Annotated in this window: 20 protein-coding genes; 9 read left to right on the top strand and 11 right to left on the bottom strand. The window is 66.4% G+C overall.

Going from position 1 to position 26,260, the window contains the following annotated elements; all coding sequences use genetic code 11:
- Positions 1–3 precede the first annotated feature (3 nt).
- Positions 4–822, bottom strand: a complete 819-nt coding sequence (locus ACQ5SA_RS11460) for a DUF3014 domain-containing protein (RefSeq protein WP_499314296.1) — start codon at positions 820–822, stop codon at positions 4–6.
- A gap of 149 nt (positions 823–971) precedes the next feature.
- Here ACQ5SA_RS11460 and ACQ5SA_RS11455 point away from each other — a divergent pair, with 149 nt between their 5' ends.
- Positions 972–1,682: a glutathione S-transferase gene (locus tag ACQ5SA_RS11455; RefSeq protein WP_230112855.1), complete on the top strand. Its 711-nt coding sequence runs from the start codon at positions 972–974 to the stop codon at positions 1,680–1,682.
- 76 nt (positions 1,683–1,758) lie between these two features.
- Here ACQ5SA_RS11455 and ACQ5SA_RS11450 read toward each other — a convergent pair whose 3' ends face one another.
- From ACQ5SA_RS11450 to ACQ5SA_RS11435, 4 genes are all read right to left on the bottom strand, one after another.
- Positions 1,759–3,363 (bottom strand): SulP family inorganic anion transporter, encoded by a 1,605-nt coding sequence (locus ACQ5SA_RS11450; RefSeq protein WP_230112854.1) that lies wholly within the window; start codon positions 3,361–3,363, stop codon positions 1,759–1,761.
- A gap of 712 nt (positions 3,364–4,075) precedes the next feature.
- Complete coding sequence (locus ACQ5SA_RS11445) at positions 4,076–5,794, bottom strand: thiamine pyrophosphate-dependent enzyme (protein ID WP_499314295.1); 1,719 nt, start codon at positions 5,792–5,794, stop codon at positions 4,076–4,078.
- Positions 5,795–5,903: 109 nt separating this feature from the next.
- Entirely contained in the window at positions 5,904–6,770 is an 867-nt protein-coding gene (locus tag ACQ5SA_RS11440; protein WP_353100709.1) for an XAC2610-related protein, read from the bottom strand.
- A gap of 36 nt (positions 6,771–6,806) precedes the next feature.
- Positions 6,807–7,283 carry a DUF3574 domain-containing protein gene (locus ACQ5SA_RS11435; protein WP_165780999.1) on the bottom strand — a complete coding sequence of 159 codons (477 nt, stop codon included), beginning with the start codon at positions 7,281–7,283 and terminating at the stop codon, positions 6,807–6,809.
- Between the two features lie 241 nt (positions 7,284–7,524).
- Here ACQ5SA_RS11435 and ACQ5SA_RS11430 point away from each other — a divergent pair, with 241 nt between their 5' ends.
- The 4 genes from ACQ5SA_RS11430 (at position 7,525) to otsA (ending at position 14,054) form a co-directional block, all read left to right on the top strand.
- Positions 7,525–9,957, top strand: coding sequence for a TonB-dependent receptor plug domain-containing protein (locus ACQ5SA_RS11430; RefSeq protein ID WP_499314294.1), 2,433 nt, complete (start codon positions 7,525–7,527; stop codon positions 9,955–9,957).
- 157 nt (positions 9,958–10,114) lie between these two features.
- The gene (gene otsB / locus ACQ5SA_RS11425) at positions 10,115–10,873 is read left to right on the top strand and encodes a trehalose-phosphatase (protein ID WP_499314293.1); all 759 of its coding nucleotides are present in this window, start codon (positions 10,115–10,117) and stop codon (positions 10,871–10,873) included.
- A 38-nt stretch (positions 10,874–10,911) separates the two neighbouring features.
- Positions 10,912–12,693, top strand: a complete 1,782-nt coding sequence (locus ACQ5SA_RS11420; RefSeq protein ID WP_499314292.1) for a glycoside hydrolase family 15 protein — start codon at positions 10,912–10,914, stop codon at positions 12,691–12,693.
- Positions 12,690–14,054: an alpha,alpha-trehalose-phosphate synthase (UDP-forming) gene (otsA, locus tag ACQ5SA_RS11415; protein WP_230110608.1), complete on the top strand. Its 1,365-nt coding sequence runs from the start codon at positions 12,690–12,692 to the stop codon at positions 14,052–14,054. Before ACQ5SA_RS11420 ends, otsA begins: the two co-directional genes overlap by 4 nt.
- 127 nt (positions 14,055–14,181) lie before the next feature.
- Here otsA and ACQ5SA_RS11410 read toward each other — a convergent pair whose 3' ends face one another.
- The 3 genes from ACQ5SA_RS11410 to rluD are packed head-to-tail and all read right to left on the bottom strand — an operon-like array spanning position 14,182 to position 16,396.
- Entirely contained in the window at positions 14,182–14,643 is a 462-nt protein-coding gene (locus ACQ5SA_RS11410; RefSeq protein WP_499314291.1) for a thiol-disulfide oxidoreductase DCC family protein, read from the bottom strand.
- On the bottom strand, positions 14,640–15,407 hold the full coding sequence (pgeF, locus tag ACQ5SA_RS11405) for a peptidoglycan editing factor PgeF (RefSeq protein WP_499314290.1): 768 nt from the start codon (positions 15,405–15,407) through the stop codon (positions 14,640–14,642). Before pgeF ends, ACQ5SA_RS11410 begins: the two co-directional genes overlap by 4 nt.
- Entirely contained in the window at positions 15,407–16,396 is a 990-nt protein-coding gene (gene rluD, locus ACQ5SA_RS11400) for a 23S rRNA pseudouridine(1911/1915/1917) synthase RluD (RefSeq protein WP_089236593.1), read from the bottom strand. The genes pgeF and rluD overlap by 1 nt, the downstream gene beginning before the upstream one ends.
- Positions 16,397–16,509: 113 nt before the next feature.
- Between rluD and ACQ5SA_RS11395 the strand changes: the two genes are divergently transcribed.
- Together ACQ5SA_RS11395 and ACQ5SA_RS11390 are read left to right on the top strand one after the other, a co-directional pair.
- Positions 16,510–17,394: an outer membrane protein assembly factor BamD gene (locus ACQ5SA_RS11395; protein ID WP_089236594.1), complete on the top strand. Its 885-nt coding sequence runs from the start codon at positions 16,510–16,512 to the stop codon at positions 17,392–17,394.
- Between the two features lie 153 nt (positions 17,395–17,547).
- A complete protein-coding gene (locus tag ACQ5SA_RS11390; RefSeq protein ID WP_230110603.1) occupies positions 17,548–18,747 on the top strand; it encodes a lipase family protein in 1,200 nt (399 codons plus the stop codon).
- A gap of 99 nt (positions 18,748–18,846) precedes the next feature.
- On the opposite strand, the gene ACQ5SA_RS11385 is transcribed toward ACQ5SA_RS11390, so the two are convergent.
- From ACQ5SA_RS11385 to sucC, 3 genes are all read right to left on the bottom strand, one after another.
- Positions 18,847–20,481, bottom strand: coding sequence for an NAD+ synthase (locus tag ACQ5SA_RS11385; RefSeq protein WP_230110602.1), 1,635 nt, complete (start codon positions 20,479–20,481; stop codon positions 18,847–18,849).
- 224 nt (positions 20,482–20,705) lie between these two features.
- Positions 20,706–21,581, bottom strand: a complete 876-nt coding sequence (gene sucD, locus ACQ5SA_RS11380; RefSeq protein WP_017356169.1) for a succinate--CoA ligase subunit alpha — start codon at positions 21,579–21,581, stop codon at positions 20,706–20,708.
- 21 nt (positions 21,582–21,602) lie between these two features.
- Positions 21,603–22,772 (bottom strand): ADP-forming succinate--CoA ligase subunit beta, encoded by a 1,170-nt coding sequence (gene sucC / locus ACQ5SA_RS11375; RefSeq protein WP_025874298.1) that lies wholly within the window; start codon positions 22,770–22,772, stop codon positions 21,603–21,605.
- A 377-nt stretch (positions 22,773–23,149) separates the two neighbouring features.
- Here sucC and ACQ5SA_RS11370 point away from each other — a divergent pair, with 377 nt between their 5' ends.
- On the top strand, positions 23,150–24,763 hold the full coding sequence (locus tag ACQ5SA_RS11370; protein ID WP_353102060.1) for a sensor histidine kinase: 1,614 nt from the start codon (positions 23,150–23,152) through the stop codon (positions 24,761–24,763).
- Positions 24,764–24,817: 54 nt separating this feature from the next.
- On the top strand, positions 24,818–26,191 hold the full coding sequence (locus ACQ5SA_RS11365; RefSeq protein WP_230112603.1) for a sigma-54-dependent transcriptional regulator: 1,374 nt from the start codon (positions 24,818–24,820) through the stop codon (positions 26,189–26,191).
- Positions 26,192–26,260: the final 69 nt, after the last annotated feature.

The following is a 26,260-nucleotide window of genomic DNA, read 5'->3' as shown; positions in this document are numbered from 1 at the left end:
TCCTCAGCCATGCGTGATGGCTGCCCGGATCGCCCGCAGCTGCTGCTTGACCGCCCGCGCCTGCGCCGCGTCCATGCGCAGCAAGGCCTTCTGGCCGATCGAGCGCGATTGCAGCGTGGCATCGACGAATCGGTAGCGTCCGCGTTCATCGCGCTCCACCAGCGGCGCTTGAGCCAGCTCAGGGGTGTCCAGCAGGTGATCGATGACTGACACCAGGCGATCATTGAAGTAGCCGTCGGGCTTTCCAAGATCGACGTAGGCCTGCTGGATCAACGGATAGAAGCGCTTGTAGGTAACGGCTGCGGCTGCTGGGTCAATCGCGGTGAATGCCTGCACGTAGGGCGCATAGCGCGCCGCATTGGCCGCGGCGATGCGTTCGCCGCCCTCTCCCTGCTCAACCTGCAGGCTGCCCGGCAGCGGACGAGCGGCCAGCGCGGTTGGCGGCACACTGGCCTTGTCCAGGTTGTCGACCTGGGTAACCAGTCGCTGGATCAGGTGATCGCGCAGCAGCGCAGTCAATGCCCCCTCACCCTGAAACAGTTCACTCAATGCGCTCCAGGCAACGGCATCGCTGTCAGCCAGTTTCGGCAGCGCCGGGTCGGCGGCAGCCTCGGCATCCAGCGGATGCCTGATCGGCGGTGGTGCGGGCTCTTCGACGGCAACCGGCTTCGGTACGGCGCCTGCCGAGGTCGGGTTGGATTGCACCGGCACCGATACGCCATCTGCCAGGCCCTGCAACTGGTCGCGGAACAACCATGTGCCCGCGCCGCCCACCACCACCACGCCCAGAACCCAGGGCCAGACCGCTTTTCCACTCTGCATGATGCAGTACCTCGCTTTTCACCTGCATGGACAAGGTGTGACTCCCCGGATTCCGGGGGGTTCCCCACCCATTCCGCTGGCGTTGTGGTTCACGCCTGCTTTGCGCGGTACGCGCGACCCTGTTGTTCCTGCCTGGCGGAGAAGTCTTCATGCAGTACGCGCTGTACTACTGGACCGGCATCCAGGGCCGTGGCGAATTCGTACGCCTGGCTTTGGAAGACGCCGGCGCGGATTACATCGACATGGCGCGGGTGCATGGCGACGCGGTGATGCAACCGTTCCTCGACGGCCAAGGCGAAGGTGCGCAACCTTTCGCGCCACCGTTCCTGAAGGCAGGGCGACAGGTCATCGCACAGGTCGCGGTCATTCTCGATTTCCTCGGTCCGACGCTGGATCTGGTCCCGCAGGCAGCCTCGCGGCGCATGCAGGCGCTGCAGTTGCAGCTGACCATCGCCGATCTGGTGGCCGAGGTGCACGACACCCATCATCCGATCGCCGCGTCGAAGTACTACGAAGACCAGAAGACCGAAGCCAAGGCGCGCGCAGCTGCGATGCGCGGTGAGCGCCTGCCGAAGTTCCTCGGCTACTTCGAGCAGGTGCTGAAGGCCAACGGCGGTCGCCACCCGCTGCGCGAACACTCCTACGTGGATCTGTCGCTGTTCCAGCTGCTGAGCGGGCTGGACTACATGTTTCCGCGTCGCATGCAGGCACTGTGGCCCACGCTGCCGTTGCTGCGCGCATTGAAGGATCGAGTGGAGCAACGGCCTGGCATCGCCGCCTATCTCGCTTCGGAGCGGCGGCTTGCCTTCAACACCAACGGCATCTTCCGGCATTACCCGGAGCTGGATTCAGAGCGGTAGTGCCGGCCGCTGGCCGGCAACTGCAGGATCCAACCGGAGCCCAGGAGGGTGCCGGCCAAGCCGGCACCACGCGTGATCAGTCGGTCCCAGCCAGCGGCTTCACCGCCTGCTTCTGCAGCGACAACAGCCCCAACAGGATGGCCAACGCCACATACGCGCCCGCGAACTGCCAGCTGATGACACGGGCAAGGCCCTGCAGGTCCCACGGCAGGTAGATGCCGCCGCGTGGATCCACCGAATGGATCAGGCCGAACAGGGTGAGCGCCGCCGCCACCAGCAGGAAGCCGCAGGCGCGGCGCAGGCGACCATCGACCATCGCCGCGACCGTGGCGATCCACAGCATCGAGGTGATGATGAAACCATTGCCGAGCGCGAAGATTACCGCCAGTTCCGGCAGGCCATGACCATCGACGTGGGTCAGCAGCGCGCCCATCTGCTCGGCCGGAATCCAGCCCGGCGCCTTGATCGCCAGCAGGTAGGCCGCCGACGGCAGGAAGCCCAGCACCATCGCACCGGCATGCTGGCGCGGCGTGGCCTGGAACGCCTGGGTGGTGATGTCGATCGACACATACACGATGATCGGCGCCAGCACCGCCAGCGGCAGCCACTGCACCAGCCCGGAAATGATGCCCAGCATGCCGCCGATGCCGACGAACAGGCCGGTCAGCAGCGTGTAGCCGCTGCGCGCGCCCATGTGCTTGTAGGCCGGCTGGCCGATGTACGGAGTGGTCTGCGCCACGCCACCGCAGACGCCAGCCACCAGCGTGGCCACCGCTTCCACAAGCAGGATGTCGCGGGTGCGGTAGTCATCGCCGGCGGCGCGCGCGCTCTCGGAGACGTTGATGCCACCGACCACCATCAGCAGGCCGAACGGCAGCAGCAGCGGCAGGTAGGTCATCGCAGTCGGCAGGCCCTCGATGAAGCCCAGCGTGGGCAGCGGCAGCACCACCTGCGGCGGTACCCAGGCCGGAATCTGGAAGCCGGGCACACCCAGCCCGGCCAGGCCGAGCCCGTAGTACAGGACGGTGCCGAACACGAAGGCCAGCAGCACGCCGGGGCCACGCAGCGGCAGCTTGCCCTTGGCAATCAGCACGTACAGCAGCAGGCCCAGCGTGGTGAAACCGACCAGCGGCGAACGCAGGGTTTCCAGCAGCGGCAGCAGGCCCATCAGCACCAGCGCGATGCCAGCGATGGAGCCAAGCAGCGCGGCACGCGGCAGCGCGCGGGTCACTGCTTCACCGAAGAACGACAGGATCAGCTTGAGCACGCCCATGATGACCAGCGAGGCCATGCCCAGCTGCCAGGTGGCGATGGCCGCAGCGTGCGGGTCCATGCCCTGCTGCTTGAAGGCCAGGAAGGCCGGGCCCAGCACCAGCAGGGCCATGCCGATGCTGGTCGGCGCATCCAGGCCGAGCGGCATGGCGGTGACATCGTCGCGCCCGGTCCGCGCGGCCAGGCGCCGTGCCATCAGGGTGTACAGCAGGTTGCCGACCAGCACGCCCAGGGCAGTGCCGGGGAACATGCGGCCGAAGACCACGTCGGCGGGGAACTGGAACATCCCGACCAGGGCCATGGCGATGAAGCCGAGGATGGAGAGATTGTCGACGACCAGGCCGAAGAAGCCATTGAAGTCGCCAGCGACGAACCAGCGGCGCGGCGCGGTGGAAGCGGGAGCGGACATGGAAGGGGCGGTGGGGGTGGGGACCGCCGATGGTAGGCCCAGCGGGGCCGGCGCGCCAATTCCCGCGTGGAATGATGGGTTCCAGCCAACGGCGGAGCCCCTCGTGGTTGGTCGCGAACTGCGATTTCCCGGGTTGGGCCGAGCGGGCAGGCTGCGCAGGGGTCGCTGCAAGTACGTCCATGTAAGCTCGGTCGCCGCATCCATGCGGCTCACGCCCCTGCGCAGCCTGCCCGCCCGGCCCCTGACAGTTTCCTGCGGGCGCCAGCCACGGAAGAGAATCAAAGATCAAAAGCAGAAGCCGGTCGCTACGCTCGCGAGCGCCTGATCGCAGGCATTTATCTGGTTGCCGGCCAGCGGCCGGCACTACCGGGAAACATCCACGCATGGCGTGGATCTACCGTGTCGACCAAGGTCGACACCTACCAACAGCAGTGGAAATCTGTCGAAGGCGGGGTGGGTCCGGTTGCGGGGGTGTCCGCGGCATGGGCCCGAGGCATGCCTCGGGCGGGTTGGGCAGGATGCCCAACCCAGGTCTTGCCGTGTACGCAGGACAGCGCACACGAGCAAGCCGCGGCCAAGCCCCCAGGGAAGGGTTTACGGCGTCCCCCGCAGCCGGACCCACCCCGCCATCCCACCGATACCCGGCTTTTGACGTTGACGTTGACGTTGCCTCTGCGGGTGCAGGGCGCAGCCCTGCATCAGACCCCAACCCTCATTTCTTCAGGAAGTTGTCCACCAGCAGATGCTTGACGTCGTCGATGCGACCGCTCAGCACCGCCTTGGCCGCGTACAGCGCCGTCCCCGCCACCTGCTTGGCCTCGATCTGCGGTGGCATCACCAGCTCCGCGCGACTGGTGTGCACGTCCAGCAACGCAGGCCCACGCTGGGCCAGGAAATCCTGCACCGCTTCTTCCAGGTCCTCGCTGCGGGTCACCGTGCGGCCATGGAAGCCGATCACCTCGGCCAAACGGCCGAAGTCCGGATTCTTCAGGTCGGTGTAGTTGTCCAGCAGGCCCTCCACCTTCTGCTCCAGCTCGACGAAATTCAGCGAACCGTTGTTGAACACCACCACCTTGATGGGCAGGTTCTCCTGTACCGCGGTCAGCAGATCGCCCAGCAGCATCGCCAGCCCACCGTCACCGGACAGCGAGATCACCTGGCGGCCCGGGAAGGCCTTCTGCAGGCCCAGTGCCTGCGGCATCGCGTTGGCCATCGTGCCGTGCAGCAGGCTGGTCAGCGTACGGCGCTTGCCGTTCACCCGGATGTGCCGTAGCACCCACACCATCGGCGAGCCACCGTCCGCGGTGAACAGTGCATCGTCGGTGGCGTACTTCGACAGCAACGCCGTCAGGTGCTGCGGATGGATCAGCTCGCCTTCACCCGGCTGCTCCTCCTGCTCGCGCTTCTTCAGCGCCTTGTCGCGATGCTCGATGCACTCGTCCAGGAAGCTGCTGTCTTCGCGCGGGGGCAGCATCGGCAACAGTGCATCCAGCGTCGGCGCTATATCACCGACCACGCCCAGGTTCACCGGATGGCGACGGCCGAGGTGGCTGCCGTCGCGGTCGACCTGGATGATCGTGGCCTTGTCCGGATAGAACTGGCCCCAGGCGAAATCCGCACCGAGCAGCAGCAGCGTGTCGCACGCCATCAACGTATGGAATCCGGATTCGATACCGAAGACGCCGGTCATGCCCATGTTGTACGGGTTGTCCGGCTCGACGAAGTCCTTCGCACGCGAGGTATGCGCCACCGGTGCCTGCAGGCGCCGCGCCAGTTCCAGCAACTGCGCATGCGCGCCTTGGCAACCGGCGCCGGCATAGATGCCGATACGCTTGCCCTGCCCCAGCAGTTCAGCAATCTGCTGCAGTTCGCTATCGGACGGGCGCAGCACGGGTTGCGTGTAATGCACCGAGAACGGCACATCGTGCTTCACGTCCGCTTCGCTGATGTCGGCCGGCAGGATCACCACCGCCACGCCGCGCCGGCTGATTGCCGCCTGGCAGGCGAGCGCCACCACGCGGCGTGCCTGTGCCGGACTGTGCACCTGCTCGCAGAACACCGTGCAGCTGCCGTACACCGCCTTGAAATCCACTTCCTGCGGGAATTCCATGCCGAGTTCGCTGGTGACCACCTGGCTGGCGATCAGCACCATCGGTGCGCGGTTGCGGTTGCTCTCGAAGATGCCGTTGATGAAATGCAGGCCACCAGGCCCGCACGAGCCCGCGCAGGCGGTCAGCTGGCCGCTGATCAATGAATCGGCACCGGCCGCGAACGCCGCGACCTCTTCGTGGCGCACATGCACCCACTCGATTTCACTGCGATGCAGTGCGTCGGTGACATGGTTCAGGGTGTCGCCGACGATGCCATAACAACGGCGGACGCCCGCCTGCTGCAATGTATCGACGACGATCTCGGCAACGCGCTTGCTCATGGTGCTGCAGCCTGGTTCGGGGGAAACCCGAGGCTAGACCCGGTGAAGTGATGCTCCCGTGGGCAAGAGGCCGATCGCCTTGTTGTGCAAACTCCGGGCAGCGCTGCCGTTAATCATTGACGTTGATCCAGCCCTCGATCGCGCCCTGTTTCGGAGTGCGGTAACGCAGCTTCACCCAGCCGTCCTGCTCATCCAGCATTTCCACCTGATCGCCCTGTACCAGGTAACGCTTAGTGCTTGATGCGCCGGGCCAGTCGAACAGGAACAGGCGCGCTGGCACCACGGTGGCTTCCTGGCCCCGCAGCGGTGCGCCGCTGGCTGGTGCGCCCAATCCGTCACCAATGGCGCTTTCCAGCACCTTGCCGGCAGGATCATAGGTGCGCCACACCGCCAGCGGGCCTTGGCTTTCGGTCTCTTTCCAGTGCAGCGCCTGGTTGAGCATATCGCCCAGCATCAGCACATTCTCACCGCGATACAGATAGAGCTGCGGGCCGTTGAAGCGATACACGTCGGTGTACCACATCGGCCCGCTGCGGCAGCTGGCAGTCAGCGTGCGCGTGACTGCATCGGCGGTGAGGCCCATCAGTTCGCCGCACTGGTCGTGTCCATGGGTCACCGCCTTCAGCGCGCGGAATTCACCACTGCCCGCGTCGAAGCGATAGACCGCAACGGCCTCATTGACCATGCCCACCGCCGCGCGCGCGACCAGTTCAGGGTGTCCATCGAAATCGAGGTCCTCCGCGCTCAGGCGCGAATTGCCATCGGCGTCCGGCGCGCCAGGCAGGCGCTGGCGCTTCCCTGCCGGCTGCAGCAGCACGGCAAGCATGCCGTCCTCCTGCACCTCGGCGGTCACCTGCACGCCCGCTGCTGGTGAGAATTGCAGCGGGCCCCGGTCCTCATCCTGCGCCTGCGCCTGCGCCATTGGCGCCAACACGCCGGCAAGCATCACGCCCAACAACGCATCCCTGGGTTTCATCGTCATTCCCTGCAGCGCCACCATGGCGCCTCTGGGTCAGAACGATACGTCAACCGGCTGCCGCGACCACAGCACCGACTGGTGCTTGGTCTGCTGCTTCCAGGCCAGCCGGATCGCTTCGATGTCGGCGCGACGCTGCGGGCTGTCCTCGTGCAGCACTACCAGCACCTTGGTGCGCAGGCGGTTGGGCGTCGCATCGCCACGGAACAGCCACTGGCCGTAGGCATCGAACACAGTCAGCCCGTCCGGGAAGCGCGGCGTGACTTCCTTGTCCAGGAACGCGCGCCACTGCGCATCGCTGATGGTGTCGGCCTGCGGGCGGTCACCGGCGCCCTGCTCTTCACCCACGCCGAAGTAGAGCTCGCTGCGCACCCAGCCGTGGCCGCTGGACGGCCGCGCGGCGTCGCCCTGCAGATCGGCGGTGGTGGCATAGGCGCTGGGCGCCTTGGAGGACAGGCTGGCGCAGCCACTGGTGGCCAGCAGCACGGCGAAGACAAGGCCAAGGTGTTTCATCGGGAACAGCACTCCGGGAAGGGGAAAAAGCACGACGAAGGGGCACGGAGGGTACACCTGCGCCTCGGTTGCGGCTGCAACCAATGCCCTCATGCCGGCAGGGCATGAAGTGATGCGATGGGAGACGGGGCTTGCATCGCACCACCTCCTCACGCCAAGATAATATATCGCTTCATCCGGATGGATGTAAGTGAAACTATCTCCCCCGCCCCTTCCCCACGTCGTTGTTGCTGGAGTCCGCATGTCCCCCCGCCTGTCCGCGTCGCCGCTCGGCCTCGCCATCGCGCTCGCCCTGTCCCCCACCCTGGCTTCGGCCCAGGACGCTGCCACCAACCTGGACACGGTGATCGTCACCGGCACCCGCGCTGCCGACCGCACCGTGCTTGAATCCACTTCGCCGGTGGACGTGCTGACCGCCGAGGACATCCGCAAGGCCGGTGTGGTCAACGGCGAGCTGGGCAGCGCCCTGCAGGCCCTGCTGCCCTCGTTCAACTTCCCGCGCCAGTCCAACTCCGGCGGCGCCGACCACGTGCGCGCCGCGCAACTGCGCGGACTGTCGCCGGACCAGGTGCTGGTGCTGATCAACGGCAAGCGCCGCCACCACACCGCGCTGGTCAACACCGACAGCAAGATCGGCAAGGGCACCACCCCGGTCGATTTCAATTCGATCCCGGTCAGCGCCATCAAGCGCATCGAAGTGCTGCGCGATGGCGCCGGTGCGCTGTACGGTTCCGATGCGGTGGCCGGGGTGATCAACGTGATCCTCGACAACGGTGGCGACGGTGGCGAGATCGAAGCCAGCTACGGCGCCAACCACACCGATCTCAAGCCGATCGGCCGCACCCTCACCGATGGCCAGACCGGCAACATCAGCGCCAAGGTCGGCACCTCGCTGGGCGAGGACGGCGGCTTCCTGCGCGTGGGCCTGGAATACAAGAAGCGCAACGGCACCAACCGCGCCGGCTTCGACCAGATACCGCCGTGGGACCAGACCGAAGCCAATCTTGCCCTGCAGGGCAAGCGCAACTACGTGCTCGGTGATGGCGCCAGCAAGGACATCAACCTGTGGCTGAACACCGAGATTCCGGTCGGCAAGACCGCGACGTTCTATGCGTTCGGCACGTTCAACCAGCGTGACACCGAAGGCGCGAACTACTTCCGCTATCCCGACGGCGATGCCAACTGGAAGCAGGTCTACCCCAACGGCTACCGGCCGATCTCCGAAGGCGAGAACCGCGATGTGCAGGCAGTGGCCGGTGTGCGCGGGCAGTGGGGCGAATGGGCTTACGACGGCAGCCTCGACTACGGCCAGAACGACTTCACCTACCGCCTGCGTGATTCGCTGAACGCCTCGCTGGGCCCGACCAGCCCGACCCGCTTCAAGACCGCCGACTACGAATACGCGCAGACCGTGGGCAACTTCGATCTTAGCCGCGTGTTCTCCCAGTCCGACAGCATCAGCCACACCCTGGGCCTGGGCGCGGAAGCCCGCCACGAGCGCTACCAGACGCGTCCAGGCGACCCGGCCAGCTACGCCGCCGGCCCGTACACCGATCGTCCAACCGGCTCGCAGGCTGGCGGCGGCCTGACCCCGCAGGACGCGGCCACCCTGTCGCGTGATGTGGCCAGCGCCTACGCCAGCCTGTCCAGCCAGTTCGGCGAAAAATTCTCCACCGATCTGGCAGCGCGCTACGAGCACAGCGATGACTTCGGCGGCGAACTGACCGGCAAGCTCGGCCTGCGCTACGAATTCACCCCCGCATTCGCCCTGCGCGGTGCGATCTCCAACAATTTCCGCGCGCCGTCGCTGGCGCAGATCGGCTACGAATCCACCTCCACCGGTTACAACGCCGGTGGCCAGCTGGTGCAGGGCCGCCTGCTGTCGGTCAACAATCCCATCGCCCGTGGCCTGGGTGCGCAGGACCTGAAGCCGGAGAAGTCGCTGAACACCTCGCTCGGCTTCACCAGCCGCATCGGCGAGCACTTCGACCTGTCGCTGGACTTCTTCCAGATCGACATCGACGACCGCATCGCATTGTCGGAGAGCATCACCGGCGATGCGCTGACCGACTACGTGGCCACCAACTACGGCGTCAGCGGCCTGCAGAGCGCCAGCTTCTTCGTCAACGCTGCAGACACGCGCACCCGCGGCGCCGAGCTGGTGAGCAACTGGCGGCAGTCGCTGGGCGATGGCCAGCTGCTGCTGACCGGCACCTACGCCTACACCAAGACCACATTGAAGAACGTACTGGCCACGCCGGCGCAGCTGCAGGCACTCGACCCGGACTACGTACTGTTCGGCATCGAAGAGACCAATACGCTGACCGACGCCACACCGCGCACCCGTGGCAGTTTCGCGGCCAGCTGGAGCAACGACCGCTGGTCGCTGAGCAGCCGGGTGAACCGCTACGGCAGCGCGACCCGCGTATTCAACTTCGGTGATGGCTACATTCCGCGCCAGACCTACCAGGCCGAATGGCAGCTGGATGCGGAAGTGGAGTACCGCATCACGCCGCAGTGGAGCGTGGCCATCGGTGGGCAGAACCTGACCGACAACTACCCGGATCGTTCCAACGAGGACATCCACTACTTCGGCAACCTGCCCTACGACGTGCTGTCGCCGATCGGCAGCAACGGTGCGTACTACTACGGGCGCGTGCGTTACACGTTCTGATTGCCGCGAACGGCGTGCCGACCAACGGTCGGCACCCGCCGGGCGCCATTGATCGCTGCGGGTGGGTGCGGACCGTTGGTCCGCACAGCCGGCACGACCCACAGCCGTAGCCTGACCTCGACCCCACGTACACGCTGGCGCTGGCATGGTGGTCGCCATGGCTGAACCGCTCCCCCTGCGTCCGCCACCTCCATTGCTGGACGACGCCTGCGCGTTGTTCCTCGATGTGGATGGCACCCTGATCGAATTCGCTGCACGCCCCGACGCCGTGCAGCTTCTCCCCGATGTGCGTGAAGCCATCGGCCGCATCAGCGATCGACTGGAAGGTGCCGTGGCACTGGTCAGTGGTCGCCCGCTTGAGCAACTGGACCAGTTGTTCGCACCGCTGCAGCTTCCCGCCGCGGGCCTGCATGGCCACGAGCTGCGTGCGCATGATGGCCGCGTGATACGCGATGAGCATGGCGATGACACCGCCGATTGGCTGCATGCCCTTCATCAACAAGCCATGCGTTTCGCCCATGGCCACCCCGGCGTACTGGTCGAGAACAAGGGCATAGGCCTGGCCCTGCACTGGCGTGGTGCACCGCATGCAGCCAACGACGTGCGTGCCTTCGCCGACCGCCACATTCGCGGCCGTGCCAGCTACCGCCTGCAGCCGGGCGACCATGTCGTTGAGTTCGTGCCGGTGGCTACCAACAAGGGCCGGGCCGTACGCCGGCTGATGCAGTACCTGCCGTTTCGCGGGCGTCTGCCGGTGTTCCTCGGCGATGACCTGACCGATGAATTCGGCTTCGATGCGGCCAACGGCCTGCACGGCTGGAGCGTGCTGATCGGCGAACGTGAACCCAGCGCGGCGGTGTTCGCGCTGCCCGACATACGCAGCGTGCACGCCTGGCTGCGTGAGAATGCGTATTGACCCCGGCCCCCACGGCCGCAACCGAGATGTACCGCGTGATGACCCAACCCGATCTTGATCTGGGCGTGGTCGGCAACGGCAGCTTCGGCGCCCTGGTCGACAAACACGCCCGTGTTGTCTGGAGTTGCCTGCCGACTTTCGACGGCGACCCGACCTTCTGTGCCCTGCTCAGCCCCAACCAGCAGACCGGTGGCGACTTCGCCATCGAGCTGGAGGACTTCGCCGACAGCGAACAGGAATACCTCACCAACACCGCGATCCTGCGCACCGTGCTGCGCGATGCGCATGGCGGCGCGCTGGAAATCCTCGATTTCGCCCCGCGCTGGCGCCAGAACGACCGCTTCTACCGGCCGGTCAGCCTGATCCGCCAGGTGCGTCCGTTGTCCGGCAGCCCGCGCATCGTGATCCGTGCGCGCCCGCTGGCCGACTGGGGCGCGCGCGTGCCGGAGTCCACCTGGGGCAGCAACCACGTGCGCTGGATCCTGCCCGAGCATGTGCTGCGCTTGACTACCGACGTTCCTGTGCGCTTCGTGCGTGATGGCCTGCCGTTCGTGCTCAACCATCCCATCCATCTGATCCTGGGCGTGGATGAATCCCTCAACCGCTCCATCAGCGGCTACGTGCAGGAAGCCTTCCAGCGCACCCGCGACTATTGGCGCGAATGGGTGCGTTACCTGTCCATTCCGCTGGAATGGCAGGACGCGGTGATCCGCAGTGCGATCACCCTCAAACTCTGCCAGTACGAGGACAGCGGCGCGATCATCGCGGCAATGACCACCTCGATTCCGGAGGCGCCCGGAAGCGTACGCAACTGGGATTATCGCTATTGCTGGCTGCGCGATGCCGCCTTCGTGGTGCGCGCGTTGAACCGTCTGGGCGCCACCCGCACGATGGAGCAGTTCCTCGGTTACATCTTCAACCTGGCCACCACCGACGGCACGCTGCAACCGCTGTACGGCATCGGCTTCGAAGCCAAGCTGGACGAGGACGAAGTACCCAGCCTGTCCGGCTACCGCGGCATGGGCCCGGTGCGGCGCGGCAACCTGGCCTGGGTGCAGCGCCAGCACGATGTATACGGCAGCGTGGTGCTGGCCTCCACCCAGTTGTTCTTCGACCGTCGCCTGCAGGATCCCGGTGACAGCCATACCTTCGCACGGCTGGAACCGCTGGGCGAACAGGCTTTCGCACTGCACGACGTGCCCGACGCCGGCCTGTGGGAGTTCCGCGGCCGTACCGAAGTGCACACTTACACCAGCGCGATGTGCTGGGCGGCGTGTGATCGCCTGTGCAAGATCGCCGTGCGCCTGAAGCGTGATGACCGCGCGCAGTACTGGCGCGAGCGTGCCGACACCATCCACGCACGCATCATGGAAAAAGCCTGGAGCGATGAACTCGGCCACTTCACCGATACCTTCAATGGCCACCGCCTGGATGCCTCGTTGCTGCTGCTGGCCGACATCGGCTTCATCGACGCCAACGACGCACGCTTCATCGCCACCGTCGAGGCCATCGGCCGCGACCTCAAGCACGGCAACGCGCTGTACCGATACATCGCAGCGGATGATTTCGGCGAGCCGGAAACCAGCTTCACCATCTGCACGTTCTGGTACATCGATGCGCTCGCTGCCATCGGCCGCATGGACGAAGCACGCGAGATGTTCGAGGCACTGTTGCAGCAGCGCAACCATCTGGGCCTGCTGTCGGAAGACCTTGCGTTCGACGGTGGTGAAGCCTGGGGCAACTTCCCGCAGACCTACTCGCATGTCGGCCTGATCACCGCGGCCATGCGCCTGTCGCGGTCCTGGCAGGAGGCCTCGTGAGCCGTCTTGTCATCGTTTCCAACCGCGTTGCCGTCCCCGGCGAGAACCGCGCCGGTGGACTCGCCGTGGGCCTGCTGGCGGCACTGAAGGAACGCGGCGGGCTGTGGTTCGGCTGGAGTGGGAAGAGCGTGCGCGAGGCCAGTGGCACGCTGCACGAACAGCGCGACGGCGATATCCAGTACGTCACCATGGACCTGGCCAAGCGCGATGTGGATGGCTACTACAACGGCTTCGCCAATCGCACACTGTGGCCACTGCTGCACTTCCGCTTGGACCTGGTCGACTACGACCGCGGCACCCGCGAGACGTACCACAGGGTCAACGCACTGTTCGCCGACAAGCTGGCGCCGCTGCTGCGCGAAGACGACATCGTCTGGATCCACGATTACCACCTGATTCCGCTCGGCGCGATGCTGCGTGAGCGCGGCATCGGCTGCCGCATCGGTTTCTTCCTGCACATCCCGATGCCCTCAGCGGATCTGCTGCAGGCCATGCCCGACCATCTGCGGCTGTTCTCGGCGCTGTATGCCTACGACCTGGTCGGCTTCCAGACCCAGCGCGATGCCGATCGCTTCCAGACTTACCTGCGGCTGTTCGGCGGCGGTCGGGTGCTCGACAACGGCAATCTTGAAGCGCCCGGTGGACGCCACTTCCGCGCCGCGGCGTTCCCGATCGGCATCGACACCGAGCTGATCGCCCGCCAGGCCAGCACCGCCGCCAGCAAAGCGGCAGTGAAGAACCTGCGCAGCAGCCTGCGCGATCGCCAGCTCGCCATCGGCGTGGATCGCCTGGACTACTCCAAGGGGCTGCCTGAGCGTTTCCTCGGCTTCGAACGCTACCTGCAGCGCCATCCCGACCAGCGCGGCTCGCTCACCTACCTGCAGATCGCGCCGGTCTCGCGCGGCGATGTCACCGAGTACCGGCAACTGCGCAGCCAGCTGGAGCAGATCGCCGGCCACATCAATGGTGGCCACGCCGAGCCCGATTGGACCCCGCTGCGCTACGTCAACCAGAACTTCACCCACGCCACCCTGACCGGCTTCTACCGCGCTGCCGCTGTCGGCCTGGTCACGCCGCTGCGCGATGGCATGAACCTGGTGGCCAAGGAATACGTGGCCTCACAGGACCCGGAAGATCCCGGTGTGCTGGTGCTGTCCCTGCTGGCCGGCGCCGCCGATGAACTGAAGCAGGCGCTGCTGGTCAATCCGCACGACCTGGATGGTGTGGCCGATGCCATCGCCACCGCCGCCACCATGTCCCTGCGCAGGCGCAAGGAGCGCTGGCAGGCCATGATGGAGCACCTGCGCACGTACGACATCAACCACTGGCGCCGCAGCTACCTCGAGGCGCTGGAAGGCTGAGGCAAGAGCTCCTGTAGAGCCGAGCCATGCTCGGCTGGCTCTTCCGTAGAGTCGAGCGGAGCAATCGAGCATGGCTTGACTCTACAAAAGCCAACCGAGCATGGCTCGGCTCTACAACAACAGGCGATCAATCGAGGAAGCGCGCGGCCTGTGCCGGCGTCGGCAGGAAGCACGCGTCATGCCGCCCAAACCATCGATAGCGGTTGCTCGCCAGCACGCGGTACGCACCATCGCGCCAACGCCGTGGCAGCACGCGCAGCACGGCCGCCAGGCGCCAACCACCGCCCAGTGACCGGAGCACGCGCAGGATCGCATCGGTATCGGTCCACGCGCCCTGCCCGTCCAACAGCAGGAACGAGGTCGGGTCGTGCGCGTCCAGGCCGTGCGCCCGTAACAGCGCGCTGCCCTGCGCGCCCTGCATCGCCGCGAAGCGAAAGCGCTCCTGCCGGTCGAAGCGCAGCAGGAAACGCACCCAGCGGCTGCACAATGCGCAGACGCCGTCGAAGACGATCACAGCGGTCTGACTGGGGTCGGATCCCTTTTCAGCTGAAAAGGGCTCTGACCCCACAGGGCCGCCAACCGGACTCATTCCATCCACACCAGTGTCGCCATCCGACCGGTACGGCGATCGCGGCGATGCGAGTACAGATCCGCATCCGCCATGGTCGAGACCGTGCCGCCATGGATGTTACCCACCTCCATGCCCGCCGCCTGCAGGCGCTGTCGCGCCAGCGCGAACAGATCCACCTTCCAGTGCCCGGGCCGGGTCGCCACGAAGGCCGAAGCAGCGGCCGCGTCGTGGCCGACGAAGGCGTGGTACACCTCTTCGCCGATCTCGTAATCGGCCGGTCCCGCTGCCGGGCCCAGCCACGCCCGCAGCTGTGCCGGTGGCGTCTGCATGGCGGCCACGGTGGCCTCCAGCATGCCGTCGGCCAGGCCACGCCAACCGGCATGGGCGGCGCCCACCTCGCTGCCATCGACAGCGGCGAACACCACCGGCAGGCAGTCCGCGGTGAGGATCGCCAGCACCACGCCGGGTACCGACGTCACCGCGGCATCGGCTACAGGTTCGCTGGCCCCTTCCACCGGCGGCGCAGCGAAACGCAGCACGGTGCTGCTGTGCACCTGGCGCAGCCAATGCGGCGCCGACGGCAGTGCCAGGCCCTGCTGCAGCAACTGCCGGTTGTGCTCGACGTTGGCCGGGGTGTCGCCGTCGGCCGCGTGCCGGTTGCCCAGGTTGAACTGGGCAAACGGCTCGGGCGAGACCCCCGCGCCGTGCCGGCGCGTGGTCAGTGCATGCACGCCCGGGGGCGCCGGCCAATCGGCCTGCAGCAACGGCAGGGCGGTATTCATTACCAGCGGTCCCGCTCGCGCTCGGCGAAGGCAGCGCTGTCTTCGCGCAGCACCTTCATCAGGTGCAGCATGTCGGCCGGTGCCGGCGCGGTATTGCGCACCGGCTCACCACTGATCGGGTGCACGAACTCCAGAGTCTCTGCGTGCAGGGCCTGGCGCTTGAAGCCGCGCAGCGCGGCCACCAGCTCGTCGCTGGCACCCTTGGGCAGCTTCAGCGCGCCGCCGTACAGCTGATCGCCCACGATCGGATGACGCAGGTGGGCCATGTGCACGCGGATCTGGTGGGTACGCCCGGTTTCCAGGCGGCATTCCAGCGCGGTATGCGCGCGGAAGCGCTCGCGCAGGCGGTAGTGGGTCACCGCTTCCTTGCCATCTTCGCGCACGCCCATCTTCAGGCGGTCGCGCGGGTGGCGATCAATCGGCGCATCCGCCGTACCACCCGCTACCAGCGCGCCCATCACCACGGCCAGGTACTGGCGGTGCACGTCACGGGCAGCCAACTGCTCGACCAGCGCGGTCTGCGCTTCCAGCGTGCGGGCCACGACCATCACGCCGCTGGTGTCCTTGTCCAGGCGGTGCACGATGCCCGCGCGCGGCAGCACCGCCACCGACGGGTCGCGGTACAGCAGCGCATTGACCAGCGTACCGCTGTGGTTGCCGGCACCGGGGTGGACGACCAGGCCAACGGGCTTGTTGATCACCAGCAGGTGCTCGTCCTCGAACAGCACGTCCAGCGGGATGTCTTCCGGCTCGGCCGTGGTCTGGGCTTCCAGCACCACCTGCAGGGTGACCACCTCGCCGCCGCGCAGTGCGTCGCGCGGGCGTGCCTGTGCGCCGTCCAGCAGGACGTCGCCGGCCTTGATCCACTCGGTCAGGCGGGAACGGGAGTATTCGGGGAACAGCTCGGCCACGACCGCGTCGAAACGACGGCCGGCGGAGGTGTCGGGGACAATGGCCTGGCGGGCCGATTCGGAGGGTTGTTCAGACATGGCAGGGGGCATCTTTGAAATTTTGGGGTCCCGGCGAGCCGGTTTCAGTCGCTGGACAGGACACTAGGCTATCATCGACCCTTCGTATTCCAGCCGCGTCCCGCATTGACCCCATGATCCGACGCTCCGTCCTGCTCTCCGCGCCCGTCCGCCTGACCGCCCTTCTGCTGGTGCTGGTCATCGTCGCCACCGGCTGCAACCGCGGCACCAAGGGCGATCGCCCTGATGAAGGCACCCCGGTCGAACAGCTCTACGAAAAGAGCCACAAGCTGATGCAAGGCGGCAACTGGAGCGGCGCTGAAGCCAGCTTCCGCCGTCTGGTGGCACAGTATCCCTACGGCCCGTACACCGAGCAGGCGATGATCGAATCGGCCTATGCCCAGTACAAGGCCGGCAAGCACGATGACGCGGTGTCCAGCATCGACCGCTTCATCCGTACTTACCCGACCCACCGCAACATCGCGTACCTGTACTACCTGCGCGGCCTGGCCAACTCCAACCGCAATACGGTTTTCCTGCGTCGCGTATGGTCGCTGGACGCAAGCCGCCGCGATCTGTCCACGCCGCACCAGGCGTATTCAGACTTCAACATCGTGGTCGACCGCTACCCCAACAGCCGCTATGCCGCCGATGCGCGCCAGCGGATGCTGGTGCTGCGTGACGTATTCGCCCAGCACGAGCTCGACAACGCCCTGTACTACATGCGCCGTGGCGCCTGGGTCTCGGCCGCCGGCCGCGCCAACTACCTGCTGGAAACCTACCCGCAGAGCGCGTTCCAGAACGATGCCGTGGCGGTACTGGCCGACTCCTACACCCACCTGGGCAACAAGACCCTGGCCGACGACGCCCGCCGCGTGCTGCAGCTGAACCAGCCGGACCACCCGTGGCTGGAAGGCAAGTGGCCGAAGTATCCTTGGATGATCCGCAAGCTGAACCCGTTTGCCGGCGAGAAGTCCGCCGCCACCGGCCAGCGCAACGCGCGACTGGAAAAGAAGTAAGAAAGAGGCCCCGCAAGGGGCCTTTTTTTTGCCTGGCGCCATCGCTAGGAATTCTCCGAATCCGCGATCGCTGCGACGTCCGTCCCAGTCAGCGCGAAGGGACAGCTTCCAGACTGCGGCGCAAAGGCCATCCCGGCCTGCACGGAGCGCCACATGTCCTCATCGTCCCAGCGGTTGCGACCCCGCCCGACCCTGCTGGTCACGGCCCTTCTCGCTCTGGCCACCAGCCCCCTTGCCGCCCTCGCGGCGCAGCCAGGTGACCTGCTCTCAGCCTCGCCCTACCGTGCCAGCTGGGTGCCCTCCAAGGCCGCCCAGGCCTACAAGCTGGCCTACCGCACCCCCGATCATCACGGCAGCCTGGCCCAGGCCACCGGGCTGGTCTACCTGCCCGCCGGGCCTGCGCCGGCAGGTGGCTGGCCGGTGGTGTCCTGGGCACACGGCACCCAGGGCATCGCCGACCACTGCGCGCCTTCGGTATCCGGACCCTATCAGCCCGAGCGCGATGGCCGTTTCCTCGACCAGTTCCTGGGACAGGGCTATGCCGTCGTTGCCGCCGACTACCAAGGCCTGGGCAGCCCAGGTGACCACGCCTACCTGCACGTACGTACCTCCGCGCGCAACGCCATCGATCTCATCAAGGCCGGCCGCCATTTCCTCGGCGATGCCACACTGTCGCCGCGCTGGGTCTCCGTGGGCCACTCGCAGGGCGGCGCCGCCGCGCTCACTGCCGGCCATCTGGCACCGACCTATGGGCCCTCGCTGCAGTACCGCGGCAGCTTCACCACCGGCACGCCCACGGCCGTCGAACTGACCGCATTGGTCATGAAGCCCGACAACCGCACAGCCAATCCCGGTGCGGTCAACGCCTATCACGCCTACCTGCTCGATGGCCTGCTGCAGGTGGAGCCGCGTATCGCACGCGTGCTCAGCGATGAAGGCCATGCGCGGGTCGCGCTGGCACGCCAGCAATGTCTCGGCCCGCTGGCTGCCACCCTGGAAGGCGCCAACACAGGGGAAATGTTCAGCGCGCCGTTGACCTCGGTACCGGGCGTCTGGGCACTGCTGCATGACTATCTGGGCGTGCCACGGCGGGGCTTCAGCCAGCCGCTGATGCTGGGCCACGGCAGCCAGGATCGCGACGTGCCCTATCTGACCACCCTGCTGTATGCCGTCGGCCTGGCCCTGCGCGGCGAGCCGGTGGCGTTCCGCCGATACCCGGTCGACCATCGGGGCACGCTCGACGCAGCGGCGGCCGATGGCCTGGCATTCGTTCGTGCGCGGCTGGGCAACGATTCCTTCAACGAGGCCGCTGAAACCGCCGGCCTGGAACAGCTGCTGGACGACACCCGGTAGATCCACGCCATGCGTGGATGCACGGTGCATCGGGTTGCCGGCCAGCGGCCGGCACTACCTATCGTTTGGTAGCGCCGGGCCATGCCCGGCGACCGACCCTCAGCTCTTGTAGCCGTTGCTGATCGGGTACCGGCGCTCACGCCCGAACGCGCGGCGCGAGACCTTCGGGCCCGGCGCGGCCTGGTGACGCTTCCACTCGCTGATGCGGACCAGCCGCAGCACACGATCCACCACCGCCGCGTCGTAGCCGGCGGCGACGATCTCCGTACGCGACTGCTCCTGGTCGATGTAGCGATACAGGATGCCGTCCAGCACATCGTAGGCCGGCAGCGAATCCTGGTCGGTCTGGTTCTCGCGCAGTTCGGCCGAGGGCGGGCGGCTGATCACTGCCGGCGGGATCACCGGTGCACCGCCCACCGTGTTGCGCCACTTGGACAAGCCGAACACCTCGGTCTTGTACAGATCCTTCAGCGGCGCGTAGCCGCCACACATGTCGCCATAGATCGTGGCGTAGCCGACCGCGTATTCGCTCTTGTTGCCGGTGGTCAACAGCAGGCCACCGAACTTGTTGGCCAATGCCATCAGGATCACGCCACGGCTGCGTGACTGCAGGTTCTCCTCGGTCACATCCGGCGTGGTGCCCTCGAACATCGGTGCCAGCGCCTGCATCAGGCCCTGGAATGCCGGCTCGATGGAAACGGCTTCCAGCTTCACGCCCAGTGCTTCGCACTGCTCGGCGGCCAGGTCGTTGGACATGCCTGCGGTATAGCGCGAGGGCAGGCGCACCGCGGTGACGTTTTCCGCGCCCAGCGCATCGACCGCCATCGCCAGCACGATCGCCGAATCGATGCCGCCGGACAGGCCCAGCCACACCTTTTTGAAGCCATTCTTGCTGCAGTAGTCCTGGATGCCGCGGGTCACCGCGCGCCAGGCCAGCGCGTCCATGCTCTCGTCGCCGTCGTCCATCCACACGTGCGGCATGAAGCGGCGCGTAGCGCCGTCGTACTCCACCACCAGCCACTGGTCGACGAAGGCAGCTGCGGCTGGATGCACCGTGCCATCACCATCGGCCACCACCGATGCACCATCGAACACCAAGGCATCCTGGCCGCCCACCACGTTGAGGTAGGCGATGGCCGCGCCGCTTTCGCGGGTACGTGCAGCCAGTACCGCATCGCGCTGGGCATGCTTGCCGCGTTCGTAGGGCGAAGCGTTGGGCACCACCACCAGCTGTGCACCGGCACGCACCGTATCGGCCAGCGGCTCGGCGAACCACAGGTCTTCGCAGATCAGCAGGCCGACCGGAATGCCGTCGACCTCGAACACGCAGCTGCCACCGTCCGGGTCGACGTCGAAGTAGCGACGCTCGTCGAATACCGCGTAATTGGGCAGCTCGCGCTTGCGGTAGGTCTGCTCCACCAGGCCATCGCGCAGTACGCTGGCCGCGTTGTAGACCACCGCACCGGCCGCCTGCGGCCAACCGACCACGGCGGTGATGCCACGGCACGCAGCCGCAATGCGGGTCATCGCCTGCTCGCACTCATACAGGAAGCCCGGGCGCAGCAGCAGGTCTTCCGGCGGATAGCCGCTGACTGCCAGCTCGGGGAACATCACCAGCCCGGCGCCGTATTCGTCGCGCGCCTGACCGATCATCTCGATGATGCGCTCGGTGTTGCCGGCGACATCGCCGACCGGGAAGTCGAACTGCGCCATCGCGATGCGGATCGAAGCCATGAGGGTCCAGCCTGTGGTTGCAATACGCATATTGTAGATCCACGCCATGCGTGGATGGAGCGCACCCGGGTGTGTGCCACAGTAGATCCACGCCATGCGTGGATGCCGTTCAGCGGGTCGTCGATGCCCGGACGCAGAAAGGCCGCCCGAAGGCGGCCTTTCTGTTTCAGACAGCCGGCGAGCGGCCGGCTCTACAAACACGTAGCCGCTGCGCGGCTGCGGTCTTATTTCACCAGCTTGGCGATGGCAGCGCCCAGGTCGCCCGGCGAACGCACGGTGACGACGCCAGCAGCTTCCATTGCAGCAAACTTGCCTTCGGCAGTGCCCTTGCCGCCCGATGCGATCGCACCGGCGTGGCCCATGCGCTTGCCGGCCGGAGCCGAAGCACCGGCGATGAAACCGACGACCGGCTTCTTCACGTGGTTCTTGATGTACTCGGCACCGGCTTCTTCAGCGTCGCCGCCGATTTCGCCGACCATGATGATGCCTTCGGTCTGCGGGTCTTCGTTGAACAGCTTCAGGCAGTCGACGAAGTTCAGGCCGTTGATCGGGTCACCACCGATGCCGATGCAGGTGGACTGGCCCAGGCCGACTTCGGTGGTCTGCTTGACCGCTTCATAGGTCAGGGTGCCCGAACGCGACACGATGCCGATCTTGCCCGGCTTGTGGATGTGGCCCGGCATGATGCCGATCTTGCACTCACCCGGGGTGATGACGCCCGGGCAGTTCGGCCCGATCAGCACGGTGTCCGGATGCGAACGGGTCAGCACGTTCTTGACGCGCAGCATGTCCAGCACCGGGATGCCTTCGGTGATGCAGACGATGACCTTGATGCCGGCAGCAGCGGCTTCCAGGATCGCATCAGCCGCGTACGGCGGCGGCACGTAGATGACAGAAGCGTTGGCGCCAGTGCTCTGCACGGCGTCGGCAACGGTGTTGAAGACCGGCAGGTCGATATGGGTGGTGCCACCCTTGCCCGGGGTCACGCCGCCAACAACCTGGGTGCCGTACTCGATCATCTGAGTGGCGTGGAAGGTGCCCTGCTGGCCGGTGAAGCCCTGCACGATCACCTTGGTGTTCTTATTGATCAAAACTGACATTGGATTTCCTTCGGTGTCGGATCAGGCGGCGTTCTTGACAGCTTCGACGACCTTCTTGGCACCGTCGTTGATGTTGTCGGCCGGGATGATGGCCATGCCGCTGTCACGCAGCAGCTGCTTGCCTTCTTCCACGTTGGTGCCTTCCAGACGCACCACGACCGGAACCTTGACGCCCACTTCCTTCACAGCGGCGATGATGCCTTCGGCAATCATGTCGCAGCGGACGATGCCGCCGAAGATGTTGACGAAGATGCCTTCGACCTTGTCCGAGGACAGGATCAGCTTGAACGCTTCGATGACGCGCTGCTTGTTGGCACCGCCGCCCACGTCCAGGAAGTTCGCCGGCTCGCCGCCGTTGAGCTTGATGACGTCCATGGTGGCCATGGCCAGGCCTGCGCCGTTGACCATGCAGCCGATGTTGCCGTCCATGGTGACGTAGTTGATGTCCAGCTCCGAAGCGATCACTTCGGTCGGATCTTCCTGGGTCTTGTCGCGCATGGCGACCAGGGCCTTCTGGCGGAACGCGGCGTTGTCGTCGCTGTCGAACTTGCCGTCCAGCGCGTACAGGTTGCCGTCGTCCAGGATGGCCAGCGGGTTGATTTCAACCAGCGCCAGATCCTTTTCGTTGAACAGGCGGTACAGGTTCACCATGATGTTGGCGAACTGGCCGGCCTGCTTGGCGGTCAGGCCCAGCTTGAAGCCGAAATCACGACCGTGGTAACCCTGCACGCCTTCGACGAAGTCGACGTTCAGCGAGTGGATCAGCTCCGGGGTTTCAGCAGCGACCTGCTCGATCTCCACGCCGCCTTCCGAAGAGGCGATGTAGGTGATGGTCTTGGTGCCACGGTCAACCAGCACCGACAGGTACAGTTCCTTGACGATCTCGCCAGCGGTGGTCACCAGCACCAGGTTGACCGGCAGTTCAACGCCAGCGGTCTGGTAGGTGGCCATCTTGGTGCCGAGCATCTTGGCCGCAGCGGCCTTCACGTCGTCGGTGGTCTTGCAGAACTTGACGCCGCCAGCCTTGCCGCGGCCGCCAGCGTGGATCTGCGCCTTGACCATCCAGGGGCCCTGGCCCAGGGAGTTGGCAGCGGCAACAGCTTCGTCCGGGGTCGCAGCGACCTTGCCGGCCGGGACCGGGATGCCGTACTCGGCAAGCAGTTGTTTTGACTGGTATTCGTGGAAATTCATGCGTCACCGTGGGAATAGGAACGACCGCACGCAATTCCTCAGGGCCCCGGCGGGGCGCCGGCATGGACCGCGGCGGGCCCACTATTGTGGCCGAGCCGGCGCCGGGGCGCAAAGAAGTATGGACAAAAGGCCGCAACCGGCCAGATTTCCACGGGCATTCAGGCAGTTGCGGCACGGCCCGGCTCGCCACCCGAAGGCCGGGCCGGGTCGATTGCGCAGCCCAGCCCGCTACGGGCCCCCTATACTGGTCCCGTAAATTCGAGCCCACGGTGCCGGCAACCGGGCAGCGAGCACATCCGACGATCGGGGGACGTCGGGCAGGTTCGGCCCACCGCCGTCATGATCCAGTTCCAGGCAGCCAGAAGGGGAGTTCCGGCGTGTCACCCAGTGCTTCATTGATCGACCGCATCGAATCGATACCGCGGCGAGAGCTGTATTTCTTCGCCCTGTACCGGGTGCTGATCGCCTCGGTCATCGCCGCCCTGCTGTACAGCCCGCTGTCGGCGATCAGCGGCGAAGCCCATCACCCCCGCCTGGCCTATTCGGTCGGCGCCGTCTATCTGCTGTTGTCGCTGCTGCTGCTGGTGATCGGCCGCAACGAGCGCTGGCTGCGGCCCATCGTCGTCGGCGGCGTGCTGCTGGACATCGTCGCCGCCAGTCTGCTGGCACATGCCCTGCCCGGCGCCAGCGCCGGCATCTCGATGTCGCTGCTGTTCAATATCGCTGCCGCCGCCACCCTGCTGCCGCTCAGCTGGGGCCTGCTGCTGGCGCTGGCCGCCAGCGTCGCCACCGCCGCCGAATACATGTGGAAGGTGCTGGAAGGCGGCGATCCCACCCGCACGCTGGCCGAGCTGGCAATGTTCGCCACCAGCTACCTGGCCCTGGCCTTCATCAGCTACCAGGTCGGCAACCGTGCGCGCCGCAACCAGCAGCTGGCCAACCAGCGTGGCGACGAAGTGGCCAACCTGTTCCAGATCAACGAACTGATCATCCGCCGCATGCGTACCGGCGTGGTCGTGGTGGACGCCGACAACCGCATCACCCTGGCCAACGAAGCCGCATCGATTCTGCTGGGTGACAACGACGGCAACAGTGAATCCGGCCGCCTCGACCTGGCCAGCGTCGCCCCCGAGCTGGCGCGCCGCCTGCAGCGCTGGCGCAACGGCTGGGCGCAGGATGAAATGCCGCTGCAGCTCAACCCCGACCAGCCGGAAGTGCAACCGCGCTTCGCCCGGCTGCTGGCCGGCAGCGATCTGGTGCTGGTGTTCCTGGATGACTCCAGCGTGGTCTCGCGCCGCGCCGAATCACTCACCCTGTCGGCGATGGGGCGTTTCTCGGCCAGCCTCGCCCACGAGATCCGCAACCCGCTGGCGGCCATCAATTACGCCGTACAGCTGCTCGAGGAAGGCACTGGTTTCAACGACAGCGACCGCCGCCTGCTGCAGATCATCCACCAGCAGTGCCAACGCACCAACGGCATCGTTGAGAGCGTGCTGGGCCTGGCCCGACGCGAACGCGCCAACCCGGAAAACGTGGATCTGGCCGCCTTCGTGCGCCGCTTCGTACTGGAGTACAAGCAAGGGCAGACGCTGGAAACCGACAGCATCGAGCCGATCATCAACGACACCTCGGTGCCGGCACAGGTCGACCCGCGCCACCTGTACCAGGTGCTGACCGTGCTGGTGCACAACGCCCTGAAGTACGGCCGCATCGGCCAGCAGCCCGCGCGCGTAAGGCTGCGCGTGGCCCAGCACGAACGCAGTGCGGTGATCGACGTGATGGACCGCGGCCCCGGCATTCCCGAGACCGTCGCCGCGCAGCTGTTCCGCCCTTTCTTCACCACCTCCGAGCACGGCACCGGGCTCGGGCTGTACATCGCCCGGGAGCTGTGCCGGGCCAACCAGGCGCGACTGGATTACATCCCCGTCCCCGCCGGCGGCTCCTGCTTCCGCCTGGTTCTGCCTGGCCCGCACACCCTGTTTCCGGACTGATTCCGCCCGTCAAACATTTGTCGCATCCCACCCCCTCGGCTATCTTTCCCACCCATGAACGAAACCCGCAGCGCCCTCGTCGTCGACGATGAACGCGATATCCGCGAACTGCTGGTGTTGACCCTCGGCCGCATGGGCCTGCGCATCAGCACCGCCGCCAACCTCGCCGAAGCCCGCGAACTGCTGGCCAGCAATCCCTATGACCTGTGCATCACCGACATGCGCCTGCCCGACGGCAACGGCATCGAACTGGTCAGCGAGATCGCCCAGCACTACCCGCGCACGCCGGTGGCGATGATCACCGCCTTCGGCAGCATGGACCTGGCAGTGGAAGCACTGAAGGCGGGTGCCTTCGATTTCGTCAGCAAGCCGGTGGACATCACCGTGCTTCGCGGCCTGGTCAAGCACGCACTGGAACTCAACAACAGCGAACGCCCTGTTGCTGGCCCTGCTGCCGAGCAGGCCGCGCGCCTGCTTGGCGACTCACCGGCCATGGACGTGCTGCGCGCCACCATCAGCAAGGTCGCGCGCAGCCAGGCACCGGTCTACATCCTGGGCGAATCCGGGGTGGGCAAGGAACTGGTCGCACGCACCATCCACGCACAGGGCGCACGCGCTGCCGGGCCGTTTGTGCCGGTCAACTGTGGCGCCATCCCCACCGAGTTGATGGAGAGCGAGTTCTTCGGCCACCGCAAGGGCAGCTTCACTGGTGCCCATGCCGACAAGCCGGGGCTGTTCCAGGCCGCGCACGGCGGCACGCTGTTTCTGGATGAAGTGGCCGAGCTGCCGTTGCAGATGCAGGTGAAGCTGCTGCGTGCGATCCAGGAAAAATCGGTGCGCGCGGTCGGCGCGCCCAGCGAAGAACCGGTAGATGTGCGCATCCTCTCGGCCACCCACAAGGATCTGGCCGAGCTGGTCGAGGACGGGCGCTTCCGCCACGACCTGTACTACCGCATCAACGTCATTGAACTGCGCGTGCCGCCGCTGCGCGAGCGCCGCCAGGACCTGCCTGCGCTGGCCGCCTCGATCCTGGCGCGGTTGGCCCGCAGCCACGGTCGCGGCACCCCGCTGCTGGCGCCTTCGGCGCTGGACGCACTGGCCCAGTACGGCTTCCCGGGCAACGTACGCGAACTGGAGAACATCCTCGAACGCGCACTGGCGCTGGCGGAAGAAGACCAAATCGGCGCCGACGACCTGCGCCTGCCGCAGCACGCGCCGCGCTCACCGGGCAGTGCCGCCCATGCCGAAGCCGTGGTCGATCTGCACCCCGGCAGTGCTGCCCTGCCCTCCTACATCGAGCAGCTCGAGCGCAGTGCGATCCAGCGCGCGCTGGAAGAGAACCGCTGGAACAAGACCCGTACCGCCGCGCAGCTGGGCATCACCTTCCGCGCACTGCGTTACAAGCTGAAGAAGCTGGGGATGGAATAGGTAGTGCCGGCCGCTGGCCGGCAACCTCTTGCACCGCGCATCCACGCATGGCGTGGATCTACTAAACGT

It is taken from the genome of Stenotrophomonas indicatrix (assembly GCF_050573115.1).
In the GTDB taxonomy this organism is placed as follows: Bacteria; Pseudomonadota; Gammaproteobacteria; order Xanthomonadales; family Xanthomonadaceae; genus Stenotrophomonas; species Stenotrophomonas lactitubi_A.
This window is presented reverse-complemented; position numbering and strand designations above follow the sequence as displayed.

Coding starts and splice junctions, on each gene's coding strand:
- ACQ5SA_RS11460 (WP_499314296.1), bottom strand. CDS start 822: ATGCAGAGTGGAAAAGCGGTCTGGCCCTGGGTTCTGGGCGTGGTGGTG.
- ACQ5SA_RS11455 (WP_230112855.1), top strand. CDS start 972: ATGCAGTACGCGCTGTACTACTGGACCGGCATCCAGGGCCGTGGCGAA.
- ACQ5SA_RS11450 (WP_230112854.1), bottom strand. CDS start 3,363: ATGTCCGCTCCCGCTTCCACCGCGCCGCGCCGCTGGTTCGTCGCTGGC.
- ACQ5SA_RS11445 (WP_499314295.1), bottom strand. CDS start 5,794: ATGAGCAAGCGCGTTGCCGAGATCGTCGTCGATACATTGCAGCAGGCG.
- ACQ5SA_RS11440 (WP_353100709.1), bottom strand. CDS start 6,770: ATGAAACCCAGGGATGCGTTGTTGGGCGTGATGCTTGCCGGCGTGTTG.
- ACQ5SA_RS11435 (WP_165780999.1), bottom strand. CDS start 7,283: ATGAAACACCTTGGCCTTGTCTTCGCCGTGCTGCTGGCCACCAGTGGC.
- ACQ5SA_RS11430 (WP_499314294.1), top strand. CDS start 7,525: ATGTCCCCCCGCCTGTCCGCGTCGCCGCTCGGCCTCGCCATCGCGCTC.
- otsB (WP_499314293.1), top strand. CDS start 10,115: ATGGCTGAACCGCTCCCCCTGCGTCCGCCACCTCCATTGCTGGACGAC.
- ACQ5SA_RS11420 (WP_499314292.1), top strand. CDS start 10,912: ATGACCCAACCCGATCTTGATCTGGGCGTGGTCGGCAACGGCAGCTTC.
- ACQ5SA_RS11410 (WP_499314291.1), bottom strand. CDS start 14,643: ATGAGTCCGGTTGGCGGCCCTGTGGGGTCAGAGCCCTTTTCAGCTGAA.
- pgeF (WP_499314290.1), bottom strand. CDS start 15,407: ATGAATACCGCCCTGCCGTTGCTGCAGGCCGATTGGCCGGCGCCCCCG.
- rluD (WP_089236593.1), bottom strand. CDS start 16,396: ATGTCTGAACAACCCTCCGAATCGGCCCGCCAGGCCATTGTCCCCGAC.
- ACQ5SA_RS11395 (WP_089236594.1), top strand. CDS start 16,510: ATGATCCGACGCTCCGTCCTGCTCTCCGCGCCCGTCCGCCTGACCGCC.
- ACQ5SA_RS11390 (WP_230110603.1), top strand. CDS start 17,548: ATGTCCTCATCGTCCCAGCGGTTGCGACCCCGCCCGACCCTGCTGGTC.
- ACQ5SA_RS11385 (WP_230110602.1), bottom strand. CDS start 20,481: ATGGCTTCGATCCGCATCGCGATGGCGCAGTTCGACTTCCCGGTCGGC.
- sucD (WP_017356169.1), bottom strand. CDS start 21,581: ATGTCAGTTTTGATCAATAAGAACACCAAGGTGATCGTGCAGGGCTTC.
- sucC (WP_025874298.1), bottom strand. CDS start 22,772: ATGAATTTCCACGAATACCAGTCAAAACAACTGCTTGCCGAGTACGGC.
- ACQ5SA_RS11365 (WP_230112603.1), top strand. CDS start 24,818: ATGAACGAAACCCGCAGCGCCCTCGTCGTCGACGATGAACGCGATATC.